The sequence below is a fragment of the Rhizorhabdus sp. P4_G6 genome, from assembly GCF_056401045.1.
On record NZ_JBFUKC010000004.1, the window covers coordinates 267,356 to 280,909 of the forward strand.

General features: G+C 63.3%; 12 protein-coding genes. 6 read left to right on the forward strand and 6 right to left on the reverse strand.

The genetic code is table 11. The annotated features are described in order from the left end of the window. Positions 1 to 104: 104 nt before the first annotated feature. The gene (locus AC1DPF_RS07045; RefSeq protein ID WP_477960363.1) at positions 105 to 242 is read right to left on the reverse strand and encodes a hypothetical protein; all 138 of its coding nucleotides are present in this window, start codon (positions 240 to 242) and stop codon (positions 105 to 107) included. Between the two features lie 233 nt (positions 243 to 475). Between AC1DPF_RS07045 and uvrA the strand changes: the two genes are divergently transcribed. Further along, on the forward strand, positions 476 to 3,460 hold the full coding sequence (gene uvrA, locus AC1DPF_RS07050; RefSeq protein ID WP_477960365.1) for an excinuclease ABC subunit UvrA: 2,985 nt from the start codon (positions 476 to 478) through the stop codon (positions 3,458 to 3,460). A gap of 175 nt (positions 3,461 to 3,635) precedes the next feature. Here uvrA and AC1DPF_RS07055 read toward each other — a convergent pair whose 3' ends face one another. Next, positions 3,636 to 4,874 (reverse strand): hypothetical protein, encoded by a 1,239-nt coding sequence (locus AC1DPF_RS07055; protein ID WP_477960367.1) that lies wholly within the window; start codon positions 4,872 to 4,874, stop codon positions 3,636 to 3,638. 402 nt (positions 4,875 to 5,276) lie between these two features. Here AC1DPF_RS07055 and AC1DPF_RS07060 point away from each other — a divergent pair, with 402 nt between their 5' ends. Then, positions 5,277 to 6,356, forward strand: a complete 1,080-nt coding sequence (locus tag AC1DPF_RS07060; protein ID WP_477960369.1) for a type I restriction endonuclease — start codon at positions 5,277 to 5,279, stop codon at positions 6,354 to 6,356. Positions 6,357 to 6,434: 78 nt separating this feature from the next. Here AC1DPF_RS07060 and AC1DPF_RS07065 read toward each other — a convergent pair whose 3' ends face one another. Continuing rightward, on the reverse strand, positions 6,435 to 6,962 hold the full coding sequence (locus AC1DPF_RS07065) for a dihydrofolate reductase family protein (protein WP_477960371.1): 528 nt from the start codon (positions 6,960 to 6,962) through the stop codon (positions 6,435 to 6,437). A gap of 130 nt (positions 6,963 to 7,092) precedes the next feature. Here AC1DPF_RS07065 and AC1DPF_RS07070 point away from each other — a divergent pair, with 130 nt between their 5' ends. Continuing rightward, entirely contained in the window at positions 7,093 to 7,413 is a 321-nt protein-coding gene (locus tag AC1DPF_RS07070; protein WP_477960404.1) for a hypothetical protein, read from the forward strand. 323 nt (positions 7,414 to 7,736) lie between these two features. Beyond that, a complete protein-coding gene (locus AC1DPF_RS07075; protein WP_477960373.1) occupies positions 7,737 to 8,858 on the forward strand; it encodes a calcium-binding protein in 1,122 nt (373 codons plus the stop codon). A gap of 89 nt (positions 8,859 to 8,947) precedes the next feature. On the opposite strand, the gene AC1DPF_RS07080 is transcribed toward AC1DPF_RS07075, so the two are convergent. Further along, positions 8,948 to 9,220 (reverse strand): DUF4242 domain-containing protein, encoded by a 273-nt coding sequence (locus AC1DPF_RS07080; RefSeq protein ID WP_477960375.1) that lies wholly within the window; start codon positions 9,218 to 9,220, stop codon positions 8,948 to 8,950. Positions 9,221 to 10,304: 1,084 nt separating this feature from the next. On the opposite strand from AC1DPF_RS07080, the gene AC1DPF_RS07085 reads away from it, so the two are divergent. Continuing rightward, on the forward strand, positions 10,305 to 10,907 hold the full coding sequence (locus tag AC1DPF_RS07085) for an SOS response-associated peptidase family protein (RefSeq protein ID WP_477960376.1): 603 nt from the start codon (positions 10,305 to 10,307) through the stop codon (positions 10,905 to 10,907). A gap of 211 nt (positions 10,908 to 11,118) precedes the next feature. On the opposite strand, the gene AC1DPF_RS07090 is transcribed toward AC1DPF_RS07085, so the two are convergent. Beyond that, entirely contained in the window at positions 11,119 to 11,964 is an 846-nt protein-coding gene (locus AC1DPF_RS07090; protein ID WP_477960378.1) for an AAA family ATPase, read from the reverse strand. 108 nt (positions 11,965 to 12,072) lie between these two features. Then, entirely contained in the window at positions 12,073 to 12,783 is a 711-nt protein-coding gene (locus tag AC1DPF_RS07095) for a DUF6975 family protein (RefSeq protein WP_477960380.1), read from the reverse strand. 143 nt (positions 12,784 to 12,926) lie between these two features. Between AC1DPF_RS07095 and AC1DPF_RS07100 the strand changes: the two genes are divergently transcribed. Next, a complete protein-coding gene (locus AC1DPF_RS07100; protein ID WP_477868258.1) occupies positions 12,927 to 13,457 on the forward strand; it encodes a J domain-containing protein in 531 nt (176 codons plus the stop codon). Positions 13,458 to 13,554: the final 97 nt, after the last annotated feature.

The window sequence follows — 13,554 nt, forward strand, 5'->3', positions numbered from 1 at the left end:
TTGAGCTTGTCGAAATGGCGTATCGAAGGACGGTCCTTCGATACGGTCTTCGCCAAGCTCAGCCCTCACTCAGGATGAGCGCATCAAGCTGATCGCAGAGTGCTCTAATAGCCCAGATCCGGCTTCGGCCCCGACTGCATCGGGTCGCCGATCATATAGTGAACCGCGGCCAGCCCCAGGATCATGAAGATCGCGATGATGATCGCGGTCTTGACGATCTCCTTCTTCTTCTCCGGATCCATGTCGCTCCCGATCGCCCTGCCCCACCCGGACGTGAGGCCGCAGGATCGCAGGCCGCGTCGCGGAAATCCAGCTTTTCCGCGCGCAGCGTCGAGGCGCCGGCCACGCGGGGTTGAGATATGCCGGCCCACCCACCAGATTGGGGACGGGGCAGCGACTCGCGCCTTGCGCACCGCGAACAAATCTGGAACAAAATACCGATGCTGACTCACATGCCGAAGCGGGCGCCTGCGCGATGCTGACCCACATAAGCGTGCGCGGTGCGCGCGAACATAATCTCAAGGGCGTCGACGTCGATCTGCCCCGCGACAAGCTGATCGTGATCACCGGCCTGTCCGGCTCCGGCAAGTCGAGCCTCGCCTTCGACACCATCTATGCCGAGGGCCAGCGCCGCTATGTCGAGAGCCTCTCGGCCTATGCCCGCCAGTTCCTCGAGCTGATGCAGAAGCCCGACGTCGATCATATCGAGGGCCTCAGCCCCGCCATCTCGATCGAGCAGAAGACCACCAGCCGCAACCCGCGCTCGACGGTCGCGACCGTCACCGAGATCTACGACTATATGCGCCTGCTGTGGGCGCGCGTCGGCGTCCCCTATTCGCCGGCCACCGGCCTGCCGATCGCCGCGCAGACGGTCAGCCAGATGGTCGACCGGCTGATGCAGCTGCGCGAGGGCACCCGCTTCCTGCTGCTCGCGCCGGTGGTGCGCGGCCGCAAGGGCGAATATCGCAAGGAGCTCGCCGAATGGCAGCGCAGCGGCTTCAGCCGGGTGCGCATCGACGGCGTCAGCTTCGACATCGAGGACGCCCCCGCCCTCGACAAGAAATACAAGCACGACATCGAGGTGGTGGTCGACCGCCTGGTGATCCGCGAAGGCATCGAGACCCGCCTCGCGCAGAGCCTGGAGACCGCGCTGCGGCTGGCCGACGGGCTGGCCTATGCCGATCTGGTGGACGGGACGGTGGCCGAGGCGACCCAGTCCTCCGCGCTGCGCGAAATACCGGCGAGCTTCCAATATGCCGACTCTCTCCCTCTCCCCGAGGGGGAGAGGACTAAAGGCGGCATGAAGAACGCCGGCATCCCCGCCAACCGCATCACCTTCTCCGAGAAATTCGCCTGCCCGGTCTCGGGCTTCACCATCGCCGAGATCGAGCCGCGGCTGTTCTCGTTCAACGCGCCGCAGGGCGCCTGCCCGGCCTGCGACGGCCTCGGCGAGAAGCTCTATTTCGATCCGCAGCTGGTCGTCCCCAACGAGGCGCTGTCGATCAAGCAGGGCGCGGTGGTGCCCTGGGCCAAGTCCAACCCGCCCAGCCCCTATTATATGCAGGTGCTGAGCTCGGTCGCCCGCGCCTACAAGTTCGACCTCGCGACACCGTGGCACGACCTGCCCGAGGAGATCCGCGACGTCATCCTCCACGGCACCAGGGGCAAGGTGATCACCCTCACCTTCATCGACGGCCGCAAGAGCTATGACGTGCAGAAGCCGTTCGAGGGGGTGATCCACAATCTCGAACGCCGCATGCTCTCGACCGAGAGCGCCTGGATGCGCGAGGAGCTGAGCAAATATCAATCGGCCGCGCATTGCGAGGTCTGCGGCGGCGCCCGGCTCAAGCCCGAGGCGCTGGCGGTGAAGATCGCCGGCGAGGACATCAGCATGTCCACCCGCCGCGCGGTCGGCCCCGCGCTGCAATTCTTCCGCGACATGCCGCGGCATCTCAACCCGCAGCAGAATGCGATCGCCGAACGCATCCTCAAGGAGATCGTCGAGCGGCTCGGCTTCCTCGACAATGTCGGGCTCGACTATCTCAACCTCGATCGCACCAGCGGCACGCTGTCGGGCGGCGAGAGCCAGCGCATCCGCCTCGCCAGCCAGATCGGCTCGGGCCTGTCGGGCGTCCTCTACGTGCTCGACGAGCCGTCGATCGGCCTGCACCAGCGCGACAATGACCGGCTGCTCGTCACCCTCCGCCGGCTGCGCGATCTCGGCAACACCGTGATCGTCGTCGAGCATGACGAGGACGCGATCCGCACCGCCGACTATATCCTCGATATGGGCCCCGGCGCCGGCGTCCATGGCGGCGAGGTCGTCGCGCAGGGGTCGCTCGACGACATCCTCGCCCATGAGGGCAGCCTCACCGGCGACTATCTGTCGGGCCGGCGGATGGTCGACGTCCCGAAGAAGCGCCGCAAGGGCAATGGCAGGAAGGTCACCGTCCACGGCGCCCGCGCCAACAATCTGAAGAACGTCACCGCCTCGATCCCGCTGGGGACGTTCACCTGCATCACCGGCGTCTCCGGATCGGGCAAGTCGAGCTTCACCGTCGACACGCTCTACGCCGCCGCCGCCCGCTCCTTGAACGGCGCGCGGGTGATCGCCGGCGCGCACGACAAGGTCACCGGCTTCGAATATTGCGACAAGGTGATCGACATCGACCAGTCGCCGATCGGCCGCACCCCGCGCTCGAACCCGGCGACCTATACCGGCGCCTTCACCAACATCCGCGACTGGTTCGCCGGCCTCCCCGAAAGCCAGGCGCGCGGCTACAAGCCGGGCCGCTTCAGCTTCAACGTCAAGGGCGGCCGCTGCGAGGCCTGCACCGGCGACGGCCTGCTCAAGATCGAGATGCACTTCCTGCCCGACGTCTATGTCACCTGCGACGTCTGCCACGGCAAGCGCTACAACCGCGAAACCCTCGAAGTGAAGTTCAAGGACAAGAGCATCGCCGACGTCCTCGACATGACCGTCGAGGACGCGGTCGAGTTCTTCAAGGCCGTCCCGCCGATCCGAGACAAGATGGCGATGCTGGCGGAGGTCGGCCTCGGCTATGTCAAGGTCGGCCAGCAGGCGACCACCCTCTCAGGCGGCGAGGCCCAGCGGGTCAAGCTCGCCAAGGAACTCTCACGAAGGGCGACCGGCAACACCCTCTACATCCTCGACGAACCGACCACCGGGCTGCATTTCGAGGATGTCCGCAAGCTGCTCGAAGTGCTCCACGCGCTGGTCGAGCAGGGCAATACCGTGGTGGTGATCGAGCATAATCTCGAGGTGATCAAGACCGCCGACTGGGTGATCGACCTGGGGCCGGAGGGCGGCGTGCGGGGCGGAGAAATAGTAGCGGAGGGCACTCCCGAGCAGGTCGCCAAGGAGCCGCGCTCTTACACCGGCCAGTACCTTAAACCGTTACTGACGCCGGGTGCCCGGAGCGTCCAGGCCGCTGAATAGCGGCCTGTCGTCCTGAGATTGTGGCGGAGGCTGAGCAGGAACGGCATGCCGGGGGCATGCCGCAGCCCGCACAAGCCGGAGCAGGTGGCGAGGGAACGCGGTCTTATACGGGGCAGTATCTCAAGCCGCTGCTGAAGCCCGGGGCCGGACCGCACAAGCAGCCGAGTAGCGGTCTCTATGCTGCCGCCATACGGTCTCGTTCCATGTCCATCATTATGACTGAATGTATGAGTTCTTCCTTTTCAGGCTCCGCTTTCGCGATCCGCGAGTCCGAGACCTCGCTCTCCAAGGCTTTGAGAAATTTTTGTATCGTATCGCGAAGCGGCTCCGCAATCTTGCTACCCTGCCCTTCTAATAGACCTAGCCTACCTAGCAAGTCCTTAATCGCTGCGGTTCCCACCGTCGATCCTGCAAGTGCCTGGTCGATGAGATCTGCAGCCTCGAAATCGGAAATCTCAGTATCAACCTTACCCCGTTCTTGTGCGATTCTCTTTCTGCCCTCTCTCCATAAATGCAGATCATTTAACGCCTTACCCGAAGCAAGCTCGATCAGACGGTCTCGCCCGATCGAAGAGTAAAGTAGTGGTACCAGCTTACGAAGCTTAGGATTGACATCCTCGATTGATGATCTTGCTAATTTAGCAAATTCTTCACGTGCTTTGCGCTTTCTTTTATCGACTACCGAAGATATCCCGACAAATAATAAAATTATGCTTGCTATACATGCTATGGCAATGAAAGGGTATGTTATCGTCCTAAGGAACTGCGTAAGCGGTCCTCCCGACCATGTCGATAAAATCGTTCCCTGACCCGATCCGGAGGGAGGAGTTAGGCTCGTTACTATGGAACGAAGACCCTCAACCTTTCCTAGACCGCGGAAACGAACAGATTCATTTACCGGCTTAACTATCAATAGATCGAACTGTATGTAATCATCTGGATCTATAATCAAACCGTAAGGGAGCACAAATGATTGTCCTATCCTGCGGGGTATCGCCAACCTACGAAGATGGGATGAAGTAGACGTTACCTGGTTCAATCTGACAATATTTCCGCCGTAAACCGAGAATCCGAGGGGATCGGACGCCGTTGTATTACGAGAATTTACACTGATTTCGCCATCGTTACGCAATCTAATGCGAGCGGCAACAAGATCTTGTGAAGTTGACGTTAAATCCTGCCTGTTAAGCGTTACCGATAATCCACGAACAGGTTGACGAACTGCAAATACCGGGATTTGGCTGACCACTTCCAGTGTAATGGACATCCGCTTCCCGAATATGTTTTCTGATATAGGAGGTAAACCGAGGAAGAAGCCAACAAGGCCCAACATGACGCCGAGTGCCGAGGCGGTTTGAAACCATCGATTAGCAAGGATCCGGCCCAGACTCCCCTCCTCTTTTGTTTCGCTCATCTAAGTAACCCCGCTTACCTATTCTGTTCACCTATATCCGGGCGCCGGTGACAGGTTCGACGGTCCCCAACTGCCTGTCGCCTTGGCCTTGATCGCGCCTCTCATGGATCAGGCCGCACGGCCTTTGTAAAGCCTAGGGGGATTTTCGGGGAAACAATACTATTTAGTCCGGTAATTTCAGGGACGCGGTTCCGGGGACACAATACTAATTAGCCCCGTAATGCCAACGAAGCCAGGAGTTCCGGGAACATGATATGAAATGCCGTTCTGGCCGGCTCCGCAAGCCGATCAGCGAGCTAAAGGCCCCGCCTCCCCTATTTCGTCCATTATGACCCAAACTCGGCTCGGCACTCGTTTCGTTACCGGGCTAATCTGAAGGCTTCCAGATCGGGGGGGCTTCACATGGAACTCGCAACGAAATTGATGGCGCTCGAAAAGCGCACCACCGAACACCGCGAACTTCTGCTGACCGAAGAGGCAGCGAAGACGGCCCTCGTCATGCCCTTCCTTCAGGCGCTCGGATATGACGTTTTCAATCCCAGCGAGGTGATCCCGGAATACACCGCCGACGTGGGGATCAAGAAGGGCGAGAAGGTCGACTACGCAATCTGTTCGGGCGGTACGCTGAACATCCTCATCGAGTGCAAGCCGTCGACCGTCGAACTCGACCTGAAACACGCTTCGCAGCTGTTTCGTTATTTCGCGGTTACCGATGCGCGCGTCGCAATCCTGACGAACGGCGTGGTCTATCAGTTCTATTCGGACACCGAGCAGCCCAACAAGATGGACGAGAAGCCGTTTTACGTTTTCACTATGGACGCGATCAAACGCACGGATCCCGCCATCTTGGAACGCTTTTCCAAACATGGCTTCAATATCGATCATATCGTCGAAGCTGCGGGGCGGTTGAAGCTTCAATCCCAGGTGCGGATCGAGCTTGAGAAGGAGTTCTCCAACCCCTCGGACGAATTCGTCCGGCTGATGTTGAACAGGGTGCATTCGGGCCGGGCGTCGGCGGCCATCAAGGAGCAATTTCAGGGATTGTTGACGCACTCGATTTCGGAACTCGTCAGAGACCGCGTGAACGACCGGCTCAATTCGGCGCTGAATGTCGCCAACCCCGGCGGAAACGTGATCGAAGAAAATGTGTCAGATGATATGTCCGACGGAGGCGGCGTTATTACCACCGACGACGAGGTTTCCGGCTTCCGGATCGTGCAGGCGATTGCGTCCCGGTACGTCGATCCGAGCAGGGTTATCATCCGGGATTCGAAGTCCTATTGCGCCATCCTTCTCGACGACAACAACCGCAAGACGCTCGCGCGCCTGCACTTCAACAGCCCGACCACGCGCTATGTCGGCACCTTTACCGACAAGGCCGAGACGCGCCACCCCATCAACGCGTTGACCGATATCTACAAAATCGAGAAGTTGATCCTCGAGCGCATCGAGGAACTGGAAGGCAAGAGGGTCGCTGCATAGCCACGATCGGCACTGCGGCGCCAACAGTTCCGGGGACACGATACTAATTAAGCCCCGTCGCCGGTCGGATGGGGCCTATCAGTCGAACCTGTAGTGCAGCCGGGCGCCGCCGCCGCCCAGCGATTGCGCCGAGAGCAGCGTCGGCGACGCGGTGAAGCCGGTGGGCGGGAACAGCGGAAAGCCTCCGCCGATGATCGATGAGATGAGGTAGATTTCCAGCTCGTCCAGGGCGCCGCGCTCGATGAACGCCATCTGCAGCTTGCCGCCGCCCATCATCCACACATCGCCATCATCGAGCGCCCGCAGTTCGGCGATCAGCGCCGCGACGTCCGGGCGGGTTTCCAGCGGCCCCCTGGGATCGGCGATCGGGCGCGAGGTGACGACGATGACGCGCTGTTCGCCATAGGCCCACGGGCTCTCCTGGCGGGCGAGCCAGTCATAGGTGGTGCGGCCCATGACCACGGTGCCGATGCGCTTGATGAAGAGCTCATAGTGGTGCTCGCCCAGCACCATGTCTCCGCGGGTGAACAGCCACTGCAGCGATTCATCGGGGGCCGCGATAAAGCCATCCAGGCTCGAGGCGACATATCCTAATATCCTGGCCAATCGATCCTCCTCGCTACAGTGCCGGGACGGTACTGGAAGGATATCCTTCGAGACGTCCCTTCGCCATGCCCCGCGCGCGGCTGTCCAACATCGAATGCCCCGCACCCATAACCATGCTACGCCGCGCGACATGCTCAACACTAACCGCCTCGCCGGCACCGTCGCCATCGACGGCGTCCACTATGAATGGGAACTCCGGCGCGAGCCGCAGTGGAGCGAGTCCGAAGGCTGGCAGGGCATGACCGTCGCGCTGCTGCAGAAGGATATGCAGCGCGGCGCCCTCATCGAATTTCCTCCGCCCAAGCGCCTGCTGAAAGGCCTGCAGCGGGGGCGGCTCCAGATCAACGATGCCATCGTCGCGCGCGGCGTCCGCGCTGCCCTGCTCGCCGGGTGGGAACCGGAATCGCGCGGCAAGCCGATGTGGTTCATGGTCGACGCGGACGGCAACTAAAGGGGCGGCTCCCACAGAGTTCCCGGCGGATGGCGCATCGCCCGACAGGCTGAACCGAACCACCCCGCCCCCATGGCGTCATCCCGGACTTGATCCGGGATCTCGCTTCTTTTCCCTCGCCGCCCAGAAAAGTGGGATCCCGGATCAAGTCCGGGATGACGGGATTCGGAATTGCGCCCGCCCGCTAACCTGGCCACGAGTTCCGAGATCACGACACTAAACACCGCCCCAACCGCATCCATTTCCGACCCTTATCCCCGCCCCCCGCTTGACGCCTCGCCCGGCCATCCCGCACGTGGTGGGGAGTCTCGGAGAATGGCGATATGGTCACGGTAACGGCCTCCGGCGGCAGCGCGCTGCGGATGGATTTCGACTTCGATCGCCTGACCGACAGCGACGCGGACATCGTCACGCTGAAGAGCAACTCCCTGGTCATCCGGGTCGACGATCTGCGGTACAGCTTCGCCGGCGCCAATGTCCGCTATAACCGCTATGACGAACCGGTCTCGGGCACGATCACCGGCCTCGAAATCGCCCGCAACGGAAGCCTCGTCTTCCAAGCCAGCGGGTTCAGCGTCAGTGCGCCGGCCTTCTATCTGGCGACCTATGCGCCGAACGATCCCTTCGCGCTGATCTTCGCGGGCAACGACAGCTTCACCGGCAGCGTGCTCGACGACAGCATCTATGACCTGCACGGCCACAATATCCTGGTCGGCGACGGCGGCCGCGATCTGCTGCGCGCGGGCGACGGCAATGACCATCTCTATGGCGGCACCGCCAATGGCGGCCCCGACGATGCCGACACCCTCTATGGCGGCGCCGGGTCGGACTATCTCCAGGGCAATGCTGGCGCGGACGAGCTTCACGGCGAAGCGGGGTCGGACCGGATCAACGGCGGCGCGGATAACGACCAGCTTCATGGCGAGGACGGCAATGACACGCTCAACGGCAATCGCGGCAACGATGACGTCCGCGGCGATGCCGGCAATGATTTTCTGCGTGGGGGGCAGGGCAATGACACGCTGACCGGCGGCGAGGGCGACGACGTGCTGATCGGCGACCGCGGGATCGATCGGCTATTCGGCGGCGCTGGCGATGATATCTTCGTGTTCGGACAGGAGACCAGCCTGATCGGCACCATAGACAGTGCCGAGGATTTCCAGCCTGGCCAGGATCACATCTCCATAGGCTTCCTGCCGAGCGCGATCCTCACGGGCGCCAGCGATCCCTATGCCAGCGCCACCGGTAGCTATGTCGCGAGCGCCCAGGCCGTGGCGCAGCGCCTGTTCGACGAACATGCCGGCGATCGGGAGGTGGCGATCATCACCGTCATCCAGCAGAGGATCATGCTGTGGGACGCGGACGGCAACGGATCGGTCGATTCCGCGGTCGAGCTGCGGACCCTCGCCGGGACGCCGGATTATGGGCTGGGGGACTTCATCTGAGGTGACCCCCGCCGGGCACCATCCTCATGTCATCGGCTTCGATGATCGCGTCCCCGTGCTGCCACGGCGTGCCGCTTCGCATCGGTGGGTCAATCAGCGGTCGTGGGGTCTATCGTCACCCTGACCTGCGCAATGCTGTTCGCCGGCAATCCAGCCTTGGTCGCGTGCTGCCGGATCAATTCTTCGCTGGGCGCCCGGTAGATGCAGTAGATCTTGTCATCGGTGACATAGCTGTGAACCCACTGTATTTCGGGGCCGAGCTCCCGCAGCACGCTGCAGGATCCTTGCGAGGCGCCCTTGAGGTCATCCTTGGTGAGCCGCCCCGCCCCCGGCATGTCCCGCTCGATCACGAACTGTGGCATATTGATACTCCTTCGCTTCCAGGCGGAGCGTGGACCTCCGCTCATCCAGGTTCGATCAGGGCCGCCGGGCCGCTTGCTGGTCCGCCGGATGAACGCTGCCATCATCGCCGCGGCGCCACGGGACGGGACGGCCAATCGCGGGCGCCGCAGACCGCGGCCTGACGGGAACCGTTCAACACCGACATCACCTCGTCCCTGTCTGGCTGGCGCGCGACGGCCTCGGCCGCGCTGATCTTCCTGTCCTCCATCCTACGACCGTGCAGCAATGGCCAAAGACTTTTCCGAATTACCCCGAATCGAATGGCGCCACCCAATCCGGCGATTCCAACGATTTCGGGACGCGATACTCGGTTCGGGTGACGCGCGTTACGGTGACGGCTTCATCTGAACGCGCTCCCCTCCGCGCCATCGTCGTCCCGGACCCGATCCGGGATCTCGCTGTCTTTCGCCGACGGCCCGCCAGTCGCAGGGACGAGAAAGGAGATCCCGGATCAAGTCCGGGATGACGGGGATATGCTCGGACGATCCCTCCGTTCACGTCAACCCCGCGCACAATGCTCCGGCAACCGCCATAGAATGTTCGCCATATGGTCTTGACGCGTAGGATCTGGTTCGCTGGGATAGCCCGTTGCGCAGACTGTATATCCGCGCTGCGGCGGCTCCTTCTCATGACCAGGATATTTCACGAGACCCTTTTGCGGTGCGGGCGGGGGCTTCCCATCCGCCATCGGCGCGGCGCCCGCCGATCGCCCCGCAGGCCCCATCGCGCGAGAAAAGATAAAAAACGCACACTCAACCCCATGCACCCGGAGTTGTTAAGAATCGTTCGCATCTAGAGCAGCGAGCGGATAATCTGACCCGCTCATCCTGAGGAGCCATTGAGCCAAGTCGAAATGGCGTTTCGAAGGATCCTTCGAGACAGGCCTTCGCCAGGCTCAGTCCCTCCTCAAGATGAGCGGAGTCGGGTGCGTCAGAGTAAAGCTCGATGCCCTGGCACAACGTTCCAGGGCCGCGACCTCCCCCTGAAGAACACCGGAGCCAACACCCGCTTGCCCTCCGCGCCGGGCGTCGCCACTTTCTCTCCATGTGCAATGAAGCCGCCCGCCGCATCGAACTCGGCATGCTCCGCAACGACTTCAACGAGCTGAAGATAAAGCTGCGCTTTCCCGAGGGCTTCCCCAACATGCAGCCGCTCGACAGCTTCCGGATCACCGATCCCACCGTCATCGTCCGCGCCGTCGCCGATGCGCCGTCCGACGCCGAACTCATCACCCGCCGCTGGAGCTGGCCGGGGCCGGGCGGCAAGCCGGTCTATAATTATCGCGGCGAGGGGCGCGAGTTCCGCAACAGCGCCAAGCAGGGCCGCTGCCTGATCCCGGTCGACGGCTTCTACGAGTTCACTGCGCCCGCCGATCCGGCGAAGAAGCGCAAGGACAAATGGCTGTTCCGCTGGCAGGGCGAGGACTGGTTCGCGATCGCCGGGCTATGGAAGGCCGACGAGACGGTCGGCGAGGCCTTCACCATGCTGACCTGCGAACCCGGCCCCGATATCGCGCCCTATCACAGCCGCCAGGTCGCCCTGCTCGATCGCCGCGACTGGGCGGGATGGCTCGACGGATCGGTCCCGGCGCGCGAGCTGATCGGCCCGGTGCCGGCGGGAACGCTGAGCGTCGAGCGGGTCGGTTAGATGTGTCTGATCGCGCGCGATGTCTGCGCTGCCTGGTCATCCTGAACTTGTTTCAGGATCCACCGTTCCGCTCGGAAACGGCGCGGTGTGGCGAAGTGGATCCTGAAACAAGTTCAGGATGACGTCCAAGCATGTGGACGAGGGGTATTTTTCGGAGAGCGTGCTTGTCCCGCGGTCGATCCGCTTTGGCGAGAAAGACCGCGCGGTCCGCTCAGTTCCCCTGGCGCCGCGCCAGGAAGGCCAGCCGCTCGAACAGCATGATGTCCTGCTCGTTCTTGAGCAGCGCGCCGTGCAGCGGCGGGATCGCCTTTTTCGGGTCGCGCGACTGGAGCACCTCGAGCGGCATGTCCTCGGCGAGCAGCAGCTTGAGCCAGTCGAGCAGCTCGCTGGTCGACGGCTTCTTCTTGAGGCCGGGGACGTCGCGGATCTCGTAGAAGATGTCCATCGCCTTGCTGACCAGCATCTTCTGGATGCCGGGGAAATGGACGTCGACGATCGCCTGCATCGTCTCGCGCTCGGGGAATTTGATATAGTGGAAGAAGCAGCGGCGCAGGAAGGCGTCGGGCAGCTCCTTCTCGTTGTTGCTGGTGATGACGACGATCGGCCGCTCCTTCGCCGCGATCGTCTCGCCGGTCTCGTAGACGTCGAACGACATGCGATCGAGCTCCTGGAGGAGGTCGTTCGGGAACTCGATGTCGGCCTTGTCGATCTCGTCGATCAGCAGCACCGGCAGCTCGGGCGCGGTGAAGGCGTCCCACAGCTTGCCGCGCTTGATGTAGTTCCCGATGTCGTGGACCCGCTCGTCGCCGAGCTGGCCGTCGCGCAGCCGGGCGACCGCGTCATATTCGTAGAGGCCCTGGTGCGCCTTGGTGGTCGACTTGATGTGCCACTGGATCAGCGGCGCGCCGGCGGCGGCGGCGATCTCGTGCGCGAGCACCGTCTTGCCGGTGCCGGGCTCGCCCTTCACCAACAGCGGCCGCCGCAGGGTGACCGCCGCATTGACCGCGACCTTGAGGTCGGCGGTGGCGATATAGTTGCTGGTCCCGTCGAAGCGCACGCCGCTGTCTCCCGCTACACGTCGGGTCGGGCGATAGGATGCGGCGGCGCGGCGGGCAAGCCCGCACGCGCACATCTTCCCTTTCGACGAGACCGGGCGATCAGCCCGTCACATCGCCAGGCGCGCTGCCGCCCTTGCCTCGAGCAGGTCCCACAGCCCGCGCTGCTGGAGCAGCAGCTGCTGCGCGCCGAACAGCATCGCGCGCTCTACCGCGGGCGAGCCGGCTTCGTCGAAGATCGCCAGGGTCTGCCGCGCCGAGGGCAGCGCCGGGGGCGTCAGGGTGACGCCGAAGCGCTGGGCGGCGGCGTCGATCACGCCGCGCGCGGCGCGCCAGTCGAGCACCAGCGCCATCGCCGCGCCCAGCGCGCAACCGTTGCGATCGGAGCGGCCGAGCATTTCGATGGCGTGGCGCTGTCCGGCGACCGCGGCCTCGCACTCGGCCTGGCCCGGGGTGCTCGGGGTCGGCCCGGCCGCGACGACGGTGCGCATCAGATAGGCGCGCTCGGCGGCGAAGCCTTCCGCGGCGGCATCGAGCCAGGCGCGGACCCCGTCGCTTGGCGGCTTCTCTCGAGCCAGGTCGATCATGCCGGGGTGGCGGCCGTGCAGGTCGGCGATGAAATGCACCGCATCCGCCAGATCGCGCGCGGCCTCGCGGCCCCGGGCGAAGATATTGCATGCTATATAGGGGTGGCTCCTGCCGCCTTCATCGCTGAGCAGCGCGCCAATCGTCTCGGCCGCGCGCGGACGCGCAGCCTCCTGCAGAGTTCCATAAGCCATACGCAACAACACCCCGAATACGACCGGATCCGTGAGCAGCATGACAGCCGCCGCTCACCCGAATCGACATAGCGCAGGTGCGGTAAATGTCGCGTTACGCATCCGGAAATTATTTTCGCCCGACGCCGAGGCCGACGGTAATCCGCCATGGCCCGTTCGGTCCAAAGTGGTTACAACGGCCGGCTATGGCGCGTTCATCCTCTCGTTCGAATGACTGGGGCTTTCCCCGCTGGCGCGGCTATGGCGGCGAGCGCGGCGCGACCAAGGTGCGGCTGTGTGATCGGCATGGCTGCGAGAAGGCCGGCGACCGCCCTGCGCCGAAATCGCCGAACAGCCGCGAGCGCTGGTATTTCTGCGAGGAACATGCCGCGGAATATAATCGCAACTGGGACTATTTCACCGGCCTGTCCGCCGAGGAAGCCGCCCAGCGCGAGTCGGACGAGCGGCGCACCTCGGCGGGCTATGCCGAGCAGGCCCATTATGGCTGGGCGGGACCCGGCGACGGCCGCTGGAGCCGCGACGAGCTGCGCGCGTTCGAGACGCTGGAGCTGGAGGTGGACACCAGCTTCGAAGAGATCAAGGCCTCGTGGCGCCGGCTCGCCAAGGCCAATCACCCCGATGTGAAGCCGAACGATGCCGCCGCCGCGGTGCGCTTCCAGGCGGTCCAGGCGGCGTTCGAAATCCTCCGCCGCGCCGAAGAGCGCCGCCCTCGCTGACCTTGCCTGCAGTGCCGGCCTTCCTCCCGGCTTTAACTTATGACAATGATGTCAGTAACACCCCTGGGGCGAACATCGGCTACGACCCACCTATCTG